This window comes from Tateyamaria sp. ANG-S1, from assembly GCF_000814025.1.
Taxonomy (GTDB): Bacteria; Pseudomonadota; Alphaproteobacteria; order Rhodobacterales; family Rhodobacteraceae; genus Tateyamaria.
On the sequence record NZ_JWLL01000003.1, the window covers coordinates 39,850 to 58,305 of the forward strand.

Genomic DNA, 18,456 nt, shown 5'->3' on the forward strand with positions numbered 1-18,456 from the left:
ATCTTCGCGGCGTAACCATCAGGTGATCCATGAAAATCGGCATTCTGCAAACCGGCCACGCGCCCGACGAAGTGTTGGGCAGCCTGGGCGACTATGACGCCATGTTCGCGCGTGTTCTGGACGGGCACGGCTTTGACTTCCAGACCTTCAACGTCGTCGATATGGAGTTTCCCGACGGGCCGGAGGTGTGCGACGGCTGGTTGGTGACAGGCTCAAAGCACGGGGCCTATGAGGATCACCCGTTCATACCGCCGCTTGAGAGTCTGATCCGCGCCATTCATGTCTCGGGCCGTCCAATGATTGGCGTTTGCTTTGGTCATCAGATCATCGCGCAAGCCATGGGCGGAAAGGTCGTGAAGTTCGATGGCGGCTGGTCTGTGGGTCGGCGCGAATACACCTACAAGGGCGAGACGGTCGCCGTAAACGCATGGCATCAGGATCAGGTGGTTGAGGTGCCGCCGGGGGCCGAAGTCATTGGGTCGAACGACTTTTGCGAGAACGCAGCCCTTGTCTATGGCGACCGCATCTGGACCATCCAGCCCCACCCTGAATTCGGTTCGGAGATGGTGGAAGCGCTGGCCACGCACCGCGCGCCCGGCGTCGTGCCTGTCCCGCTGATTGAGGGGGCCCGCGCCCAGCTTGGCATGCCAACCCAGCGCCACAAGGTGGCCGAAGACATGGTTGCCTTTTTGAAACAGGGGGCGCGCGTCGATGTCTGAACCCTGGACCACACGGCTGCCCGAAGCAGCGCGGCTTTACCTTGAAGGCAAGCGGCTGGACGAGGTCGAGTGCATCATCGCGGACCTGCCCGGCATCGCGCGGGGCAAGGCGGTGCCCGCCAGCAAGTTCGCGCGGCAGGACTATTTCCATCTGCCAGACAGCATCTTTTATCAGACCATAACCGGCGACTGGGGCGAGGCTGCGGACGAGGACGGCTTTATCGAAAAGGACATGATCCTGAAGCCGGACATGTCGACGGCCACTGCAGCGCCCTGGACCGGTGACTGGACGCTGCAGGTGATCCACGACGCCTATGACCGCAAGGGCAACCCGGTGCCCTTCTCCCCCCGCAACGTGTTGAAGCGGGTGGTGCAGCTTTACAAGGACCGGGGCTGGAAACCCGTTGTAGCACCCGAGATGGAGTTCTTCCTGATCGCCCGCAACCTTGATCCGGCGCAAGAGATCGAGCCGATGGTGGGCCGGTCCGGCCGCCCCGCGGCTGCGCGGCAGGCGTACTCGATGACAGCCGTGGATGAGTTCGGCCCGGTGATCGACGACATCTACGATTTTGCCGAAGCGCAGGGGTTCGAGATTGACGGCATCACGCAGGAGGGCGGCGCAGGCCAGCTTGAGATCAACCTGCGCCACGGCGATCCGGTCAAGCTTGCCGACGAGGTGTTCTATTTCAAGCGTCTGATCCGCGAGGCGGCGCTGCGCCACGACTGCTTTGCGACCTTCATGGCCAAACCCATCGCGAGCGAGCCCGGTAGTGCCATGCACATCCACCATTCGATCATCGATATGGAGACCGGGCAAAACCTGTTTGTCGGCCCGCAGGAGGGCGACACCGACGCCTTCTTTCACTTTATCGCAGGTCTGCAAAGCCACTTGCCTGCGGCACTTGCCGTCATGGCCCCCTTCGTCAACAGCTACCGCCGCTACGTGAAGGACCATGCCGCCCCGATCAACCTCGCCTGGGGGCGCGACAACCGCACGACCGGTATCCGCATCCCCCTGTCCGAGCCGCAGGCGCGGCGGGTCGAGAACCGGATCGCGGGGATGGATTGTAACCCATATCTTGGCATCGCGGCTTCACTGGCGTGCGGGTATCTCGGTCTGATCCAGGAACAGAGGCCCTCAGCCCAGTTCCGGGGGGATGCGTATGAGGGCGACGGAGACATTCCGCGCGTTCTGGGCTCGGCCCTTGATCTGTTTGATCAAGCCACCGATCTGCACGAGGTTTTGGGAACCGAATTCGCGCGCGTCTATTCCATTGTGAAACGCGCTGAGTACGACGAGTTCCTTCAGGTCATTTCGCCATGGGAGCGCGAGCATTTGCTGCTGAACGTCTAGGCCGCAAAACGGCCCTTCGGGGAGGATTTTTTGGAAATAGGGAAGAATGGACCTTCTGACGGCCAATGATCAGCCCGGTGCGTATCCGGACAGTTGGTATGCGGCCACGGCTGACATCCCAGATGTGCGTGCACCGTTGCAGGGACAGATGCAGGCGGACGTGTGCATCGTGGGCGCAGGCTATACCGGGCTGTCGGCGGCGCTGCATCTGGCGCAGGCCGGTCGGCGTGTCGTCGTGCTTGAGGCGCAGCGCGTGGGCTTTGGCGCCTCGGGGCGCAATGGCGGGCAGCTTGGCACCGGGCAGCGGGTTGAACAGCCCCATCTTGAGGACATGCTAGGCAAGGCGGATGCACGCAGGCTGTGGGATCTGGGGCTTGAGGCTACGGATCTGGTCCGCGATCTGATCGATGCCTATGGGATCGACTGTCTGTATCGTCCCGGCGTGGCGTGGACCGCAGAGAGTGATGGAGATGTCGCAGAGCTGCACGCCTACGCAGATCACATGGCGCGGCACTACGACCACACGCTTGAGGTGCTGGACCGGGACACCTTTCACGACATCTGCCCGTCGCCCGCCTATCGCGGTGGAGTGATCGACCCGCTTTCGGGGCACCTTCATCCGCTGCGCTTTGCGCTGGGTCTGACGCGCGCCGCAGAGGACGCGGGCGCGACAATCTTTGAGCGCAGCACGGTGACAGGAATTGCTGAAGGCGCGAGGATTGAGGTTCAAACCAAGGCGGGCAGTGTCGCAGCCGAGCATCTCATACTCGCCTGCAATGGCTATCTGGGTCGTTTGAACAGGCACGTTGCCGCGCGCGTGATGCCCATCAACAACTTCATCGCCGCCACAGCACCGCTAGAAGACCCTGCCCGCGTGCTCACCCGCGACATCGCGGTGGCCGATGGCCGTTTCGTGATCAACTACTTCCGGCTTAGCCATGACAACCGTCTGCTGTTTGGCGGCGGCGAAAGCTATGGCTACCGCTTTCCAACCGACATCGCGGCAAAGGTGCGCGCGCCGATGGCAGAGATCTTCCCCCATCTTTCCGACGTGCCCATAGACTACGCCTGGGGCGGAACACTCGCCATCACGATGAAGCGCCTGCCCTATCTGGCGCGGCTGGGCCCCAATGTCCTGAGCGCATCGGGCTATTCCGGGCACGGCGTGGGAACCGCAACCCATGCCGGCATGTTGATGGCGCGGGCCATTCAAGGTCAATCGGACGGATTCGATTCCATGGCAGCCATCCCCTCGCGCCCGTTTCCGGGCGGCGCACGGCTGCGTAACCCGCTCCTGGTGCTTGCAATGACCTGGTACAGCCTGCGCGACAGGCTGGGTGTCTGACCTCAATCCCGCCTGTGCGTCACAAAATCGTTTCCTTTTGCGCCTATCGGATTTAGAAAACCAAAAACCGAGCATAAGGATTCTGAAATATGACCCTGCCCGACATGCACTCCGCCGAGCCCATCCCCGCTGCCGCCCGGGCAGAGATTGACAGACTCCTGACCTCCGGCGATCTGTTCCGCTACACGGCGCCGCAAGACGCACCCGTTTCCCTGCTGGAAGCTGAATTTGCCGAGATGATGGGCAGCAAATTCGCGCTGGCCGTGTCCTCATGTTCGGCGGCGCTGTTCCTGTCGCTCAAAGCGCTGGACCTGCCCCGCGATGCCCGCGTGCTGATCCCCGGATTTACCTTTGCCGCCGTGCCGTCCTCGGTTCTGCATGCCGATTGCCTGCCGGTGCTGTGCGAAGTGCGGGATGACTACCGCATCGACATCGACGACTTCGTGGCGAAGCTGCCCACGGTGCAGGCCGTCATCATCAGCCACATGCGCGGCCACACCTCGGACATGGACGCAATCATGACCCTGTGCCGTGCTGCACATGTGCCGGTGATCGAGGATGCGGCCCATTCTCTGGGCACGCTGTGGAACGGCCAGAAGATCGGGACCATCGGGACCATCGGCTGCTTCTCCTTCCAGTCCTACAAGATGATCAACGCTGGCGAAGGCGGGATCATGATCACCGATGATGCCGATCTGGTGGCCCGCGCGATCATTATGTCCGGCGCGTACGAGCACAATTGGAAGAAACACCCGGTCCTTCAGGATGCCTTTGCCCGGCACCAGAACCAGTGGCCGCTTTACAACCTGCGCATGTCGAACCTGAGCGCTGCTGTGATCCGTCCGCAACTGCCACATCTGGCAAAGCGGGTCGAAGACGGGCGGCGCAACCATGACCATGTGGCCGCCTTGCTGGAACGCAGCGCCCACATCCACGTGCCGGACCCGCTTGCGGGCGAGATCCGCGCACCTGACTCGATCCAGTTCAACCTGGTCGACATGACAGATGCACAGGTAGACGCCTTCGTTGCCGCAGCAGCCACGCGCGGGGTCAAGGTTCAGGTCTTTGGCGCAAGCGCGGACAATGCGCGCGCCTTTTGGAACTGGCAATTCATCCCCAACCTGCCCGACTTGCCGCAGACGCGGGCCATGCTGATGCGCGCCTGTGATGTGCGTCTGCCGGTGCACCTGCCGACCGATACCCTGGATGCGGTGGCAGATGCGTTGTGCGACGCGGTGGCAACGGCGACAGAACCCCGCGCCGCCTGAGCGCTGCAGGGCCATTGCAGCGCTGACACTGCTGGTTAGTGTTGTGGCATGACCGATTTATCAAACGGTGCCGCGTGGATGGGTGGCACAATCATTCCTGTGCAAGACGCAGCAATTCCCGTGACCGACTGGGGCCTGACGCACGCCGATACGGTGTACGACGTGGTGCCCGTATGGCGCCGGGCGTTCTTTCGGCTGGACGACTATGTGGACCGTTTCATCGCGTCGCTGACCGCCGGACGTTATGACATAGATATGGATCGTGCTGACATCTGTTCGGCCCTTCACCAGATGGTGGCGGCCAGCGGCCTGCAAGATGCCTATGTCGCTATGGTTGCAGCACGTGGGCGCAATCCCGTCCAAGGCAGCCGTGACCCGCGTGATTGCACAAACCATTTTTACGCCTGGTGCGTTCCTTATGTTCACATCGTCAAGCCCGATATTGCGGCTCGGGGCACGTCTGTCTGGATCGCGAAATCGGTTCGCCGTATTCCGACCGACAGCGTGGACCCCAAGGTCAAGAACTACCACTGGGGCGACTTCACATCGGGCCTGTTCGAGGCCAAAGACAAGGGGTTTGAGACGACACTGCTGCTGGATCACGCGGACCACGTCACAGAGGGCCCGGGCTTTAACGTGTTTGCCGTCTTTGGCGATCGGGTCGTGACATCCGATCACGGTGTCTTGCACGGTATCACACGGCGCACGGTTCTTGAGATGTGTGCGGAGGCGGGCTTGCAGACAGAAACGCGCCTTCTCCCGCTCAGTGAATTCTGGCGCGCGGACGAGGTGTTCCTATCGACGTCCGGTGGCGGTGTTATCCCCGTCGCGCGTGTCGACGACCGGCACTTTTCCAACGGCACTGCCGGACCCGTCGCCACGGCCCTGCGGGCCAAGTACTTTGACTGGATCATGCGCGATATGCACCGGATACCGGTTCAATTTGAAACCGAAGACCAGACGTAGTCACAGTGTCAGCCGCGCGTCGCTATGCCTACGCGACCCTTGTCCCGCGACGGGGCCCACCTGCAGGTTTTCCCTTCAAGACAACTTTGACAGCTTGTCCTGTAACTCGGCCAGCTGCTTTTTGATGGCGTCCAGATCCTCACCGCTGTCTTTCTCATCGGGATCAGGCTCAGGGCTTGAAGCCCCCCAACCGGTACCCAGCCCGCCTGTCATCGCTTTCATGAACGCTTCCTGCTGGGCCTGCATCATCTCGAAGCCGGGCATCTTGGCCATGGGGTTCATGGCATTCATGTTCTCCATCACCTTGCTTTGACCGTCGCGCAGCATCTCGAACGAGGCTTGCAGGAACTGCGGCACCACGGACGCCCCACCGCCCATGTAGCTGCGCACCAGATCGTTCAGCACATCCACGGGCAACACACTCTCACCGCGGCTTTCATGCTCTGCAATGATTTGCAGCAGGTACTGCCGGGTCAGATCATCGCCGGTCTTGAGGTCAACGATCTGCACCTCGCGTCCATCCCGGATAAAGCCCGAGATATCTTCGAGCGTGACATAGTCGCTTGTTTCCGTGTTGTAGAGCCGTCGGCTGGCATACCGCTTGATCAACAAGGGTGCTGGTTTTTCTGTCACGTGCCTGATCTCCCCGATGCCGCGTGCTGCAACGCAGCTTAGGCGGGGTGTGGACAAAAAGAAAGGGTGTGTGCAGGCGCGGCAAATCAGAGGCAAAAGCGTCAATCACCATACGCACCAGTTTGCTCGGATAGGGACATAGCCAGAGCCTCGCGCGCAGGTGTATCGCGGAAGTCAGGAAGGGTCGCGCGCAGCTTGCTGCCGTCGATCTGATGCGGGCGGTCCCATTGATAGCGCATCTCAAGCACCTCACGCATCAGAGGGGACCACAGCGCTATGATCCGCACCGCCCACCATTGCAGGCGGGACACGCGCATCGGTTTGCCCATGACTTCCTCGACCATTGCGATCAATGCGTCGCCTGTCAGGGCATAGCCGCCAAAGCCGAACTCTTCGTACCCGTGAAACTCGAACCGCCGCTCGGCCAATGCCACCATCGCGCGGGCCATGTCTGGCAGATAGGCCCAAGCGTGCATCAGGGTGCGCGGACCGGGATATGTCAGCTCGCCCTGCCCCGCCTTGGGTGCGATGTAGCTTTCGAACTAGTTGCCCGAGGCTTCGGTGTCCAGAAAATCGCCGCCGCGCAGCACGATGGTGCGTACCCCGCTGTCGCGATACGCGCACTCCATACGGATGCGAATTATTCCCTTGCGGGTCTCGGCCGCCCAAGTGGTATCTTCGCGCAGTACCGGGGGCATGTCGCGCCCATAGTTGTAGATATTGCCCGGTATCATCACCGTGGCGTCCGCCGCGCGTGCCGCCGCGATGACAGCTTCGGTAACCTTTGGCACGGTTTCACTCCACTCAGGGTACGGCGGATGGACCGCGTTAACGATCACCTGATGGTCGATACAGGCCGCCACGACCGCAGCGGTATCGGTGGCGTCTACATCCAGGCACCCCGGGCCACGCAATTCACGCCCGGCGCGTGTGACCTGCCAACCAGCGTCGGCAAAGGCGTTTACGGCTGCGCGTCCAAATCGCCCTTTCGCACCCAAAACAATGACTGATGACATGAAGCAGACCTCCTTATGCGTTTGATCTGCCCTCTATCTAAGATCCTCAATTTCGAATATCATTCGGCATAATTCGAAATAAAACATACGAAATTGAATAGATGTCTCAGCCTGACTGGTCCCAAATCCAATCCTTTGCCGCCGTTGCCGAACATGGATCGCTGTCGGCAGCCGCACGTGCACAGAACAGCAGCCAGCCAACGCTAAGCCGGCATATCGCACAGCTTGAGGCAACCTTGGGAACACGACTGTTCGATCGGTCGCGTGGCGGTATGGTCCTAACGGATGACGGCGCTGATCTGCTGGTTCATGCAACAGCCATGGCAGACGCGGCGGCGCGATTTGACACCACGCGCGACGCGCGCGGTTCTGACATCGCAGGCACGGTGCGTCTGACGGCCAGCCATGTGGTGGCCAATTTCATCCTCCCGCCGATCCTGCGCGATCTACATCGCGCCTATCCCGGAATTGAGATTGAGCTGATCGCGTCGGACACGACCGAGAACCTGCTCCGGCGCGAGGCAGATATTGCCTTGCGCATGTACCGCCCGACACAGCCGGACGTCATCACACGGCACATCACCGATCTGCCGCTCGGCGCCTATGCGGCACCCAGCTACATCGCGCGTCATGGAGCGCCAGAAACGCTGCATGATTTACAGCACCACACGATCATCGGCTATGACCGCAGCACCTTGATCATTGATGGGTTTGCAGCGCGTGGCCTGGACGTCGGGCGGGATTTCTTTGCCTTTCGCAGTGATGATCAGGTCTTGTGCTGGCACATGGTCATCGCGGGCTACGGGATTGGATTTACCCAACAACGGGTCGGGGATGCGGACAAGCGTGTCGTTCGTGTGTCCAGAGACGAGGATGCAGGCAGTATGCCGCTGTGGCTCACAGCGCATCCTGATCTCAGGCGTATCCCTCGCGTGCGCCGTGTCTTTGATTGGTTGGCGCGGGCGCTGTCAGCGTAGGCCTGCGTGCCGCTCAATCATCCCGAGGACCGGCAAAAACAACGGGTGCAACGACTTTCGCGCACGGGGCAGATCCGCCCAAAAGACATCAAACACAAGGCCCGCTTCGGGCCCACCGCCTGTCGGCGCATGTCGCCATGCCTCCAACGTTCCGGTCGGCGCGTCCGCCATGAATACGTGCCATATCGCGGATGGCGAGGGGCAGATCCAAGTACCGAGCATGGGCAGCGGACGGGTCAGAGACAGGCCAACCTCTTCGAATACTTCGCGTCTTGCGGCTGCCTGTGTGGTTTCACCCGGTTCAACTGTACCTTTAGGAAGCTGAACCCCAGCAAGCGGGTGGCGAAACAGCAAGATTGCATCGCCACGGCGGACAAAGACAACGGACTTATTGACCTTCATGCTTTGAACCATAAGCATCACGATCACTGGGACGCGAAAAGAAAAAGGCGGGCCAAGTGTGGCCCGCCATAGTCACCGCGCCTGTCAGGGAGGAAAGCTGGCGCGATATATCCGTGTGCGACTTACTTAGCAGCAGCAGCTTTCTTGGCCGCGGCGGTCATGTCGCCTGTGGCTTTCTTGACGGCTGCTTGCGCGTCTTCGCTCATGTCCTTGCCTGCGGCCATCATCAGCTCGACGGTGTCCATCTGCACTTTCTTGGCAACTTCAGCGAAGGCGGCCATGTGCTCGGCTGTCACTTCAGCATAGGCCGATGCGAAGTCGGTCATGGCTTTGGCGTAGTCGGCAGGCTCTGCCTTGGCTTTGGACATGTCGCCCAGTTTTGCCAGTGTCTCTTTAGTCCACTTCGAGGAGATCTCGGTCGACTTTTCAGCCGCGTCGATTGCCACGTGGCTCAATTTTTCGTTCAGCGTGGTTGCTGTTTTGAATGCGTCTTCCATGGCCGCTGTGTCGACGGGGAATGCACCCATCATGTCTTTGAACATCGCGGTCATGTCTTGTGCTTGCTTAGCCATTGTCTTCGATCCTTTTGCGCCCTCCGGGTCATCCCGGCGTTTCTGCGTCTGCAAAAAATATACATGCTGCACCGCAGCAAATCAAGGTTTTTGCTGCGATGCAGCAAAAGAAATTTCCCTTGCGGAAAGGATCAGGGAATTCAGGGCCTTGCCTTGACCGTCACGTAGGTTCCGGGCGCATCTTCCAGCACGGGGTGGGCAGAATCACCCGGCTCGCGGGCCTTGACCATGGCCCCGCCCCGCTTTTTCAACCAAGCGCCCCAGCGCGGCCACCACGACCCTTCGTTGAAGTCCCCACTCGCCTGCCACTCTTTGTAATCCAGGGTAAGATCCGGGTTCGTATAGTGTCCGTACTTGTTCTTGCTGGGCGGGTTCACGATGCCCGCGATGTGACCAGATTGGGTCATGATGAACGTCTTGTCCTTCGATCCCATCTGCTGAATGCCACGGTAGCTGTCTTTCCATGGCGCGATATGGTCCGTCTCACACGCGATGGCGCAGAGCGGAACGTCGATGTCCGACAGTTTCAGCGTGTGGCCGAGCAGGTCAAAGCCGCCCTCGGCCAATTCATTGCGCTGGCACAGACCCCGCAGATATTGCATGGCCATCTTCTCAGGCAGGTTCGCCCCGTCCCCGTTCCAATAGAGCAGGTCAAAGGCCGGTGGCGTCTCTCCCATCATGTAGCTCTTGATGGCGGGCGTGTAGACGAGGTCGTTTGAACGCAGGAAGGTGAATGTCCGCGCCATGATGATCGACGGCAGGATACCCTTGTCCGCGCACTCCGCCTCAATCCCGTCGATGAAGTCATCCGTCAGGAACGGCGTGAACTCGCCCTGATCACTGAAATCCGTGAGCGCAGTGAAGAAGGTGGCGGACTTGATCGACTTGTCCTTGCGCTGCTTGAGCAGGCTCAGGGTAAGCGACAGCGTGGTGCCTGCGATGCAGTAGCCAATGGCGTTGACCTGATTTTGGCCGGTAATCGCCTTGGCCTCCCGGATCGCGGCCAGGTATCCGTCCTCGACATAATCCTCCAGGCCCACACCGGCATAGGTGGCATCCGGGTTCACCCATGACACGACAAACAGGGTATGCCCCTGCTCAACGATCCACTTCACAAGGCTGTTCTGCTGTTTGAGATCGAGAATGTAGAATTTGTTGATCCACGGTGGGAATAGAACGACCGGAGTCTTGTGCACCTTTTCAGTCGTGGGCGTGTACTGGATCAGTTCCAGCATACGGTTTCGATAGATCACCTTGCCGGGCGTGGTGGCAATGTTGCCGCCTAACTCGAACGCCTTGTCGTCGGCAAGCTTTACGATCAGCTCACCATTATTGGCTTCAAGGTCCGAAATCAGGTTCTCGAGCCCGTCGATCAGGCTTTGCCCTTCAGTCGCGACCGCCTTTTCCAGCGCATCGGGGTTGGTGGCGAGGAAGTTGGTCGGCGCCATCATGTCGACGATCTGACGCGAGAAGTACGCAAGGCGCTGCTTCTCGATCGGGTCCATGTCTGACACGTCCTCGACCGCTTGCGCGATCGCGTCCGCGTTTATCAGGTACTGCTGCTTGACGTAGTTGAAATAGGGGTGCGTGTCCCAGAGCGGGTTGGCAAAGCGACGGTCTTTCGGTCCGGGGTTCGCCGGGGCCTGTAACTTGCCTTGGGCCAGTGCCTGCTGCGCTTCCACGAAATGGGTCACGGATTTCGACCAGAATTGCAACTGGTGTTCCAGCACCTTGGCCGGATCGCGAAAGGCTTCGGTCCAATAGGCTGTCGCAGCCTTTTGAAACAGCTCCTGATTCGGTCCATCGAGCGCCGCGTTATGCGTGCTGCGGTGCGTCAAAACCTGGGTGAGTCGCTGTGTCAGCTCCTCGACCTTTCGGAGATTTGTGTTCAATTTATCGAGGTTTTCGCCTGTGACAGCACCATCGGTAGTGTCCTTGGTTGTCATGTTAACGTCTTCCCCGTAGTCTTTGCACGTGCAGCAAAAGCGCGTGCGCGTGGTAGTTGTACATGTATGGTCGCATGTTTCAGGGGGCAAAGCGACAAACCGTCCAACGCGGGAGTGCGTACCCGCCCCTAGAGTGAAGGAGAGCGCCATGCGCTACATGATGAGCTACGATCTCATGGAAACGGTTCGCAACACGAACCAGTGGCTGGGTGCGACCGCCCGCGCCATCGGCGCCTACCCCGCCTTCGCCGCCCTGCCCAACCCGGCCCTTCAGATGATGTCGGCCTGGGGCGAGGTCACGGAACGCACATTCGAACGTATGGTGGCCAAGCCTGACTGGGGCATCCGCACCTTCACCTGCGAGGACGGCCGCGACCATCTGGTGAATATAGAAAAGGTCGTAGAGCGTTCGTTTGGCGACCTCATCCACTTCAACGTGTCAGGCCGCAAGACACAGCCCCGCAAGATCCTGCTGGTGGCACCGATGTCTGGCCACTACGCGACCCTCCTCCGCTCGACCGTCAAATCGCTGCTCGTCAATTGCGAGGTCTACATCACGGACTGGCACAATGCGCGTGACATCCCGGTCAGCGCCGGGAAGTTCGATGTGGAGGACTACACGCTCTACCTCGTGGACTTTATGCGCGAGCTTGGGCCAGACACCCATGTGATTGCCGTGTGCCAACCGGCACCTCTGACATTGGCAGCGACCGCGTACCTGGCGGAAGAAGACCCCAAGGCGCAGCCGGCGTCGCTGACCCTAATCGGCGGTCCCATCGACCCCGATGCGACCCCCACGGACGTGACCGACTTTGGCCGCCGCGTCACCATGGGCCAACTTGAGGAGATGATGATCCAGCGGGTCGGCTTCAAGTATCCAGGCGTCGGGCGCATGGTCTATCCGGGCCTGTTGCAACTCGCGTCCTTCATGTCGATGAACGCCGAGAAGCATTCAAAAGCCTTTACCGACCAGATCGGTCGCGCCGCGCGTGGCGAGGCGAGCGATCATGACAAGCACAACCGCTTTTATGACGAATACCTGGCGGTCATGGACATGACGGCAGAATTCTATTTGTCGACGGTCGAACGCATCTTCAAACGCGGCGAGATCGCCAAGAACATCTTTACCGTGAATGGCAAACAGGTCGACATCGGCAAGATCACGACCGTTGCGGTAAAAACGGTCGAAGGAGCGAATGACGATATCTCGGCCCCCGGGCAATGCGTGGCGGCACTTGATCTTTGCACTGGCCTGCCGAACGAGAAAAAGGCAAGCCATGTTGAGCCCGGCGCAGGCCACTATGGTATTTTCGCGGGCAAAAGCTGGCGGAACAACATCCGCCCCCTTGTGTTGGACTTCATCGACGCCAATTCGCCGCCACCTCCGGGTAAGAAGGCCGCGAACAAGAACCAGGCGGCCTGATCGGCATGGCAGGCGTGGATCTCTCCTTCGCCTGCGATTGTGGAACTCTGCGGGGTACTCTTTCGGGTGTGTCCCCATCAAACGGCACCCGCGCCGAATGCTTCTGTCACGACTGCCGCGCGGCAGAGTTGTATGCGGGTCAACCCGACCCCGCACCGGGCGCCGTGCAGGTCTATCAAACAGTGCCAGACCGCGTGCGATTTGATGCGGGTGAGGATCAGCTCGCCGTCTTCTCGCTGTCAGAAAAAGGGCTTCTGCGCTGGCGGGCCCGCTGCTGCGGGGCGCTGCTGTTCAACACGGCACGCAGCCCCAAGCTTGCATTTGCGTCCTTCCGCACCGACCGGCTGGCAGACGACGCGCCACTTGGTCCGATAAAAGCGCGCGCCTTTATCCGCAAACCCAATGGCAAACGGGGACACGAAGGCGGGTTTAAATTCCTCGCTGGTCTTGTCGGGCGCGTGTTGCCAAGGTTGCTGACAGGGCGGTGGAAACAAACGCCGTTCTTTACTCCGGACGGCACCCCCACGCGCGACATACACGTCGTACCCGAGGCAGAGCGATCGCCCCTTTATCCGTCCAAGCCTTGACGCAACGCAGTCATCTGCGGCTAAATTCCCGTTATTGGTTAATGTGATTGAGGCCCGATATGGGAAGGCACCTGATCCTCGCCGTCCATGGCATTGGTGAACAGAAACCCGGTGAAACGGTGGATGCCATTGTCGGCGCGGCAACCACGGATCTGGTCGATGGCAACAGCACCCAAACGCCAAGGGCGCGTAGAAGCAACGGGCCCGTTGATGTCTACCGCGATCTGATCGAACTGCCGGAAAAGGAATTCGACGGCACGCCGCGCAAGGCGAAGTTGTTTCCCGTCAATCTGCGCCGGGTGCGTCCCGCGCAAAGCAAAGATAGCGCGAACGAGACTGTCTTTGCCGAAGTGTTCTGGGCGGACAAGTCCCCCGCCCCCCAAGGGTTCTTTCGCACTGCCTTTGACCTACTCAGTGTGATCCTTGGTTTGGGGTATATCGGCATGGACAATGTCGAAAACACGCGCACAAAGCCGTCGATTGCACTGTTTCATGGTTTCACATGGGCGTTCTACGGGCTGGTTGCGCCGCTCAACGCGGTCCTGCTGATCGGGGCGTTGCTGCTGCTGATTGACGTGACACCCCTCGATATCGGCGTCCATATCCCGACCGCCCTGACGCTGCTTGGACAGGGCCTGATCGCGCTGGCGATTGCCGCGCTGATCTTTGCAGTTGCGCGGCTCAGCTACCTGATCAGGATTTTCGCAATGGGCCTTGCCGGGTTTGGCGTGCTGATCGTACTGATCTGGGCGGCCTATCAGGTGCCTCTGATGGCCTGGCTCGCATATGGGATTGAAACGGCACACGCTTCCATCATGCCATGGTTCGGCGGTTCGGGCGGACCGCTCTGTGCTACGCCAACAAAGCCACCAGACAGCTTTCAATTGCGCGCGGATCCGAATGGCTCGCTGGAATGTGTCGTCACGTACACGGTCACATTCCTCGAGGCATCGTGGTTTCTGACCATTGCGCTGGGTTTCCTTGTCCTTGTCAGCAGCTGGTTCATGCCAAGATCTGCGGCTGAGCCCGCGAATGAGCAATCAGATACGCTGTATCCAGCGATTGTCGGCGCGATGATCATGTTCTGGATGACATTCACATCGTCATTCTGGTTTTTGTTCCAAAACCTGGTGGCACGTCTCAGTACTGCGCGCGGGCACCCCGAGCACACACCGATTGCCAAAGCCCACCAACCAGATGGTTTTCTGCACGGCATTTTTCATCGCCAATTCGGTGATGCGCAGGACACGCTCGGCTTGTCGATCTACGCCCTCGGGTTCTTTCTGCTGGCGGCCTTTACAGTCGTGTTCATACGCCGGTTCAGCCGCGATGCCCTGCGGGCAGAGAACCCATCGCCCTGGATCGGCCGTGTCATCCTACATCCGTTTTTGTCGTTTTTCCTCAAGCTGTTCGTGGTTGCCATCTTTGCTTTGGCCGTTGCTTTGTTCCTCGATGCAAGGTTCGACCCCGCATTTATGGCAGAAGGCACATATGTCCGCAGCGCCATGAATGCAGTCGCCTTTGACGAGGCGCGCAACGGGACCATCGGTGCCATCGCCCTGGGCCTGGGCGTGTTGATCTACAACTTTCCATCCTTTGTCGCAGGCGCGCTGGGGGTTGTGCGTGACATCGTTTCCTATGCCGTGCAGGCGCGATGCATCTGCCGTGTGGAAGACGGCAAATACCGGGCGAATTTCATCCTGCGGAACGATATCAACCGACGCTTCACGCGGGTCTTGCACTACACGCTGGAAACGATGACGCCATCGCGGATCACGATCATCTCGCATTCCCAAGGCACGGTGATCGCGACACAGATGCTGCAAAGCGGACGGGTCCACGACCTACTTGCAAAGTATGGCAACCCGCCGGTGACACTTATCACGATGGGTTCGCCTGTGACACAGGTCTACCGGCACTACTTTCCACACGCTTTCAAGGTGTCTACGGACAAAATGCCAGACGGTCTGCTTTGGCATAACATCTACCGGATCGACGACTATGTGGGTACGCGGATCGACGAGGATACGGGCGTGAAACAGAACCTCGACGTCGATGCCGCCGGTCACTTGGGGTACTTCACCGACTACCAAGTTTGGACCCGGATGTGGGAGGATGTCGGATTTCAGCTGTTTGACAGGCCGACCGGCAAAGTCAGAGTCACGTCAGGCTAGAACAGCTACACGCGCCGCATCACCGTAAAATAAGCGGTTGCTTCAGCCAGTCGCGCAGCGCCTGCGTTGTTTCGGCTGGTGCTTCAAGTGTCGGCAAATGCCCTGCATCCTCCAGCACCTTCAATTCCGCGCCCGGGATCAGCTCCGCCATGAACGTGTGCCGCTTAACCGGACACAGCGCATCATGCGCGCCGCACAGCACAAGCGTCGGCACCTTGCACTTGCGCAACGTGCCCTGTTGGTCGCGGCGGCGCTGCAGGGCGCGGGATTGGCGGACAAACACGTCGGGCCCCAGCGCATCGGCCATATCCATGACCAGGGCCAGGATCTCATCAACATACGGACCGGGTGCAAGGTAGTTCGGCTTCATCTCGTCCCGCATCACCTCGTGCATCCGGCCCGTACGCACCTTGACGATCTGGGGCTCGCGCGCGGCGGCGATCTGCGGCGTCTCGGCCAGCGGATTGGTGTCCATCAGTGCCAGCCGTGTGATCCGGTCAGGGGCGCGGCGCAACAGCTCCATCGCCACGATCCCGCCCATCGACAGACCGGCAAGGGCAAAGCGCTGGGGCAGTTCGTCAAGAAGACCGCTTGCAATCTCCTCGATCCGTTCCCCGCGGGTAACGGGCGCCACCATGACAGAAAACTCAGAGGACAACTCGGCGATCTGCGGGCCGAAGAGCCGCGCGTCGCACATCATTCCGGGAAGAAAAACAAGGGGTTCAGCCATGCCCCTGCCCTGCGCGTTTCGCCATGCTCTGCCTGTCTTCGCCTTGTCGTTTACTTTTAGCTAACCATGACCCGACCGCACAGGCACCACAAGCCCTGCCGCTAGGTATCAGCTTTTAATTTGATCCCAGAACAGCGCCAGATGACGGCTGACAATCTCGTTATAGCGATCTGATTGCTTAAGTCGCGCAAGACCTGCGTTGAAGCGGTAGAGATGCGCGGTCCCCCGCCAATGCTTTTTCGAGATAAGCACGTGCAACCCCTCAACCGACACCGGCCGCGACAGGGGTGCAACCCGGTCGGTCAGGTCCATCTCGAACATCTTCTGCACGCCCAGAAACTCGTTCAACGCCACAGCGTCCACCTCACCCGCGACCAGCATGTTGAAGCAGTCGTCCGGGGTGGCAGGTTGTTTCAGCGTCACCAGCCCTTCCGACAGCCACCGCCTGTCCGAGCGGTCGAGGTCATGGGTAAAGTACCCGGCGGGGCGGCACAGCGTCTTGCCGTGCAGGTCACTGTCCTGGTCGAAGGTGAACGGGTTGTCGCCGTGCGCAAAGAGCAAGATGACCAGATCGACCAGCGGGTCCGAGAAATGGAAATTTGCACAGCGCTCATTCGACGGGTTGCCCGCGCAGTCCGGTTTGAACCACGGGAACCCCATGTCGAATTCCTTGCTGTCGAGCATGGGAAAGAGGTGCTTGGACCAGTCGTTTTCCCATTCGATGGAGTATGTGAGCGGGTTCGGCGTTGCCTCGAACGCGGCATTGACCAATTCGGTCAGCATCCCCTGCCCCGGCCAGTCAAGATCGGTGAAGGGTGCGTAATTCGATGCGGTGACAAGCTTGATTTCCGCCTCGGCCTCCTGCTGCAAGGGCTTGGGATCGGCCTGAACCACCGGCGCAGGTGCTGCAGGCTGGGCAGCGACATTGGGGCATGGAATCGACAGCACCGTCCCTGCGGGCAGATCCAAGAGGCTGCCGCCCTGGATGTCTGGGTTGTTGTAGAAGATCAGCGACCAGCGGGACAAATCGCCAAGCTGATCTTCGGCGATGGAAAAGAGCGTGTCGCCAGGTGCCACCACAACTGAAGGCTCGCACGCCATGGCGGCAGACCCGACACCGAGCGTGGCCGTTACCGACAAGGCGAAGCTGCGCACTGACATCAGAACTCCGCCCAGATCTTGGACATATGCCTGTCGATCACCTGCTGGTATGCGCCCGACAGCTTGATGGCATCGAGGCCCCCATTGATCGTGGACAGAAGCGCGTCCGCCTGCGGGTGATCCTTGTGCACCAGCACATGCAGCCCTTCGATGGAGACCGGGCGGCCCTGCACCACTTCGACTTGATCCTTCAGCCCCAGATCCTTGATGGCAGAGCGGCCGGTGAACTCATTCATGGCCACTGCGTCCACCTCGCCCGCGACAAGCATGTCAAAGCAGCCCTTGACCGTCTGTGGCCGTTTCAAGGTGATCTTGCCATCGGAAATCCAGCGCCGGTCTGCGCGGTCCAGATCATGGGTGAAATAGCCCGCCGGACGGCAGAGAGTGCGCCCTTCGATGTCGCTGTCCTGGGCGAAGGGGATGGGCCGCGTCTTGTCCACGAACAGCAGGATCAGCATCTCGAACATCGGGTCTGAGAAATGGAAATTCGTGCAGCGGTAATTGTCGGGCGAGCCTGCACAATCGGGTTTGTACCAGGGAAAGGCCATGTCCATCATCGCGTTGGTCATCAGCGGATCCAGATGCGAGGACCAGTCGTTGACCCAGTGGACGTTGTAATTGTCCGCCGATTGCGAGCTTTGCATGGCGGTGCGCACCACGTCAGTGATCAGCCCCTCGTTTTCCAGCGCCTGGTCGGTAAAGGGGGCGAAGTCACCGGCGGTCACGAGGTTGATGGACTGTTCCAGTTTGCGACGCGACGGGGTGGCAGCCGATGCTGTCTGGATCGCTGGCGCTGCGACAGTGGCGTTGCCGCCCGGCAGGCCCACAGGCAGCCCATCGATGCAGCCCAGCCGCAATTCCATGCCCACGCGCAAGGCATTGGGGTTCTCGCCGATCACCGACAGGTTGTTGCGGTGCACTTCGGTCCAGGTGGCGGCATTCTTGTACTGGCGGTCGGCGATCAGCGATAGGCTGTCACCGCGCTGCACCGTGTAGACGCCACCACAGGACTGGGCGGTTGCAACAGTGGCAGATCCGGCCAGCGCAAGCGCCGCCGCCCCCAAGAATCGTTTCATTACCCGTTCCCCCAGGATGTATTTGGGCGACAAAATCCCTTATTTTGCTGGGCTACGTCAACTCACAAACCAGATATTGCGCGCAAGTATATTGGTTGACAGTTCGC

General features: G+C 60.1%; 18 protein-coding genes. 9 read left to right on the top strand and 9 right to left on the bottom strand.

The annotated features are described in order from the left end of the window. The first annotated feature begins 29 nt into the window (after positions 1–29). The 5 genes from RA29_RS02025 (at position 30) to RA29_RS02045 (ending at position 5,652) form a co-directional block, all read left to right on the top strand. A complete protein-coding gene (locus tag RA29_RS02025) occupies positions 30–719 on the top strand; it encodes a type 1 glutamine amidotransferase (RefSeq protein ID WP_039682510.1) in 690 nt (229 codons plus the stop codon). After that, the gene (locus RA29_RS02030) at positions 712–2,073 is read left to right on the top strand and encodes a glutamine synthetase family protein (RefSeq protein WP_039682511.1); all 1,362 of its coding nucleotides are present in this window, start codon (positions 712–714) and stop codon (positions 2,071–2,073) included. The genes RA29_RS02025 and RA29_RS02030 overlap by 8 nt, the downstream gene beginning before the upstream one ends. A 46-nt stretch (positions 2,074–2,119) precedes the next feature. Beyond that, complete coding sequence (locus RA29_RS02035; protein WP_039682512.1) at positions 2,120–3,418, top strand: FAD-binding oxidoreductase; 1,299 nt, start codon at positions 2,120–2,122, stop codon at positions 3,416–3,418. A gap of 89 nt (positions 3,419–3,507) precedes the next feature. Beyond that, the gene (locus RA29_RS02040; protein WP_039682513.1) at positions 3,508–4,686 is read left to right on the top strand and encodes an aminotransferase class I/II-fold pyridoxal phosphate-dependent enzyme; all 1,179 of its coding nucleotides are present in this window, start codon (positions 3,508–3,510) and stop codon (positions 4,684–4,686) included. Between the two features lie 48 nt (positions 4,687–4,734). Further along, positions 4,735–5,652, top strand: a complete 918-nt coding sequence (locus tag RA29_RS02045) for a branched-chain amino acid--2-keto-4-methylthiobutyrate aminotransferase (RefSeq protein ID WP_039682515.1) — start codon at positions 4,735–4,737, stop codon at positions 5,650–5,652. Positions 5,653–5,727: 75 nt separating this feature from the next. Here the strand turns inward: RA29_RS02045 and phaR are convergent, their stop codons facing one another. The 3 genes from phaR to RA29_RS21705 form a co-directional block, all read right to left on the bottom strand. Next, complete coding sequence (phaR, locus tag RA29_RS02050) at positions 5,728–6,285, bottom strand: polyhydroxyalkanoate synthesis repressor PhaR (protein WP_039683791.1); 558 nt, start codon at positions 6,283–6,285, stop codon at positions 5,728–5,730. Between the two features lie 101 nt (positions 6,286–6,386). Further along, the gene (locus RA29_RS21700) at positions 6,387–6,761 is read right to left on the bottom strand and encodes a hypothetical protein (RefSeq protein ID WP_052249419.1); all 375 of its coding nucleotides are present in this window, start codon (positions 6,759–6,761) and stop codon (positions 6,387–6,389) included. A gap of 66 nt (positions 6,762–6,827) precedes the next feature. Next, the gene (locus RA29_RS21705; RefSeq protein ID WP_152612897.1) at positions 6,828–7,301 is read right to left on the bottom strand and encodes a hypothetical protein; all 474 of its coding nucleotides are present in this window, start codon (positions 7,299–7,301) and stop codon (positions 6,828–6,830) included. 101 nt (positions 7,302–7,402) lie between these two features. On the opposite strand from RA29_RS21705, the gene RA29_RS02060 reads away from it, so the two are divergent. Further along, complete coding sequence (locus tag RA29_RS02060) at positions 7,403–8,278, top strand: LysR family transcriptional regulator (protein WP_039682517.1); 876 nt, start codon at positions 7,403–7,405, stop codon at positions 8,276–8,278. Here RA29_RS02060 and RA29_RS21710 read toward each other — a convergent pair. From RA29_RS21710 to phaC, 3 genes are all read right to left on the bottom strand, one after another. Next, complete coding sequence (locus RA29_RS21710; protein ID WP_152612898.1) at positions 8,270–8,680, bottom strand: NUDIX domain-containing protein; 411 nt, start codon at positions 8,678–8,680, stop codon at positions 8,270–8,272. The genes RA29_RS02060 and RA29_RS21710 overlap by 9 nt on opposite strands. A gap of 122 nt (positions 8,681–8,802) precedes the next feature. Then, positions 8,803–9,252, bottom strand: coding sequence for a phasin family protein (locus RA29_RS02070; RefSeq protein WP_039683795.1), 450 nt, complete (start codon positions 9,250–9,252; stop codon positions 8,803–8,805). Positions 9,253–9,392: 140 nt separating this feature from the next. Next, positions 9,393–11,198 (bottom strand): class I poly(R)-hydroxyalkanoic acid synthase, encoded by a 1,806-nt coding sequence (gene phaC / locus RA29_RS02075; RefSeq protein ID WP_039682520.1) that lies wholly within the window; start codon positions 11,196–11,198, stop codon positions 9,393–9,395. Positions 11,199–11,346: 148 nt separating this feature from the next. On the opposite strand from phaC, the gene phaZ reads away from it, so the two are divergent. Genes phaZ through RA29_RS02090 form a run of 3 tightly spaced genes read left to right on the top strand, consistent with a single transcriptional unit; the run spans position 11,347 to position 15,382 of the window. After that, positions 11,347–12,621 (top strand): polyhydroxyalkanoate depolymerase, encoded by a 1,275-nt coding sequence (gene phaZ / locus RA29_RS02080; RefSeq protein ID WP_039682522.1) that lies wholly within the window; start codon positions 11,347–11,349, stop codon positions 12,619–12,621. A gap of 5 nt (positions 12,622–12,626) precedes the next feature. Beyond that, positions 12,627–13,208 carry a DUF6151 family protein gene (locus RA29_RS02085; protein ID WP_039682524.1) on the top strand — a complete coding sequence of 194 codons (582 nt, stop codon included), beginning with the start codon at positions 12,627–12,629 and terminating at the stop codon, positions 13,206–13,208. A gap of 59 nt (positions 13,209–13,267) precedes the next feature. After that, on the top strand, positions 13,268–15,382 hold the full coding sequence (locus RA29_RS02090) for a hypothetical protein (RefSeq protein WP_039682526.1): 2,115 nt from the start codon (positions 13,268–13,270) through the stop codon (positions 15,380–15,382). 19 nt (positions 15,383–15,401) lie between these two features. Here RA29_RS02090 and RA29_RS02095 read toward each other — a convergent pair whose 3' ends face one another. The 3 genes from RA29_RS02095 to RA29_RS02105 all read right to left on the bottom strand — a co-directional run bounded on the left by RA29_RS02095 (position 15,402) and on the right by RA29_RS02105 (position 18,349). Further along, the gene (locus RA29_RS02095; RefSeq protein ID WP_039682527.1) at positions 15,402–16,112 is read right to left on the bottom strand and encodes an alpha/beta fold hydrolase; all 711 of its coding nucleotides are present in this window, start codon (positions 16,110–16,112) and stop codon (positions 15,402–15,404) included. A 108-nt stretch (positions 16,113–16,220) separates the two neighbouring features. After that, positions 16,221–17,273 (bottom strand): transporter substrate-binding domain-containing protein, encoded by a 1,053-nt coding sequence (locus RA29_RS02100; protein WP_039682529.1) that lies wholly within the window; start codon positions 17,271–17,273, stop codon positions 16,221–16,223. Beyond that, positions 17,273–18,349: a transporter substrate-binding domain-containing protein gene (locus tag RA29_RS02105; RefSeq protein ID WP_039682531.1), complete on the bottom strand. Its 1,077-nt coding sequence runs from the start codon at positions 18,347–18,349 to the stop codon at positions 17,273–17,275. The genes RA29_RS02100 and RA29_RS02105 overlap by 1 nt, the downstream gene beginning before the upstream one ends. Positions 18,350–18,456 lie beyond the last annotated feature (107 nt).

Coding starts and splice junctions, on each gene's coding strand:
- RA29_RS02090 (WP_039682526.1), top strand. CDS start 13,268: ATGGGAAGGCACCTGATCCTCGCCGTCCATGGCATTGGTGAACAGAAA.
- RA29_RS02035 (WP_039682512.1), top strand. CDS start 2,120: ATGGACCTTCTGACGGCCAATGATCAGCCCGGTGCGTATCCGGACAGT.
- RA29_RS21705 (WP_152612897.1), bottom strand. CDS start 7,301: ATGTCATCAGTCATTGTTTTGGGTGCGAAAGGGCGATTTGGACGCGCA.
- RA29_RS02085 (WP_039682524.1), top strand. CDS start 12,627: ATGGCAGGCGTGGATCTCTCCTTCGCCTGCGATTGTGGAACTCTGCGG.
- RA29_RS02095 (WP_039682527.1), bottom strand. CDS start 16,112: ATGGCTGAACCCCTTGTTTTTCTTCCCGGAATGATGTGCGACGCGCGG.
- phaZ (WP_039682522.1), top strand. CDS start 11,347: ATGCGCTACATGATGAGCTACGATCTCATGGAAACGGTTCGCAACACG.
- RA29_RS02060 (WP_039682517.1), top strand. CDS start 7,403: ATGTCTCAGCCTGACTGGTCCCAAATCCAATCCTTTGCCGCCGTTGCC.
- RA29_RS02040 (WP_039682513.1), top strand. CDS start 3,508: ATGACCCTGCCCGACATGCACTCCGCCGAGCCCATCCCCGCTGCCGCC.
- RA29_RS02105 (WP_039682531.1), bottom strand. CDS start 18,349: ATGAAACGATTCTTGGGGGCGGCGGCGCTTGCGCTGGCCGGATCTGCC.
- RA29_RS02045 (WP_039682515.1), top strand. CDS start 4,735: ATGACCGATTTATCAAACGGTGCCGCGTGGATGGGTGGCACAATCATT.
- RA29_RS02030 (WP_039682511.1), top strand. CDS start 712: ATGTCTGAACCCTGGACCACACGGCTGCCCGAAGCAGCGCGGCTTTAC.
- RA29_RS02070 (WP_039683795.1), bottom strand. CDS start 9,252: ATGGCTAAGCAAGCACAAGACATGACCGCGATGTTCAAAGACATGATG.
- phaC (WP_039682520.1), bottom strand. CDS start 11,198: ATGACAACCAAGGACACTACCGATGGTGCTGTCACAGGCGAAAACCTC.
- RA29_RS21710 (WP_152612898.1), bottom strand. CDS start 8,680: ATGAAGGTCAATAAGTCCGTTGTCTTTGTCCGCCGTGGCGATGCAATC.
- RA29_RS02025 (WP_039682510.1), top strand. CDS start 30: ATGAAAATCGGCATTCTGCAAACCGGCCACGCGCCCGACGAAGTGTTG.
- RA29_RS02100 (WP_039682529.1), bottom strand. CDS start 17,273: ATGTCAGTGCGCAGCTTCGCCTTGTCGGTAACGGCCACGCTCGGTGTC.
- RA29_RS21700 (WP_052249419.1), bottom strand. CDS start 6,761: ATGCACGCTTGGGCCTATCTGCCAGACATGGCCCGCGCGATGGTGGCA.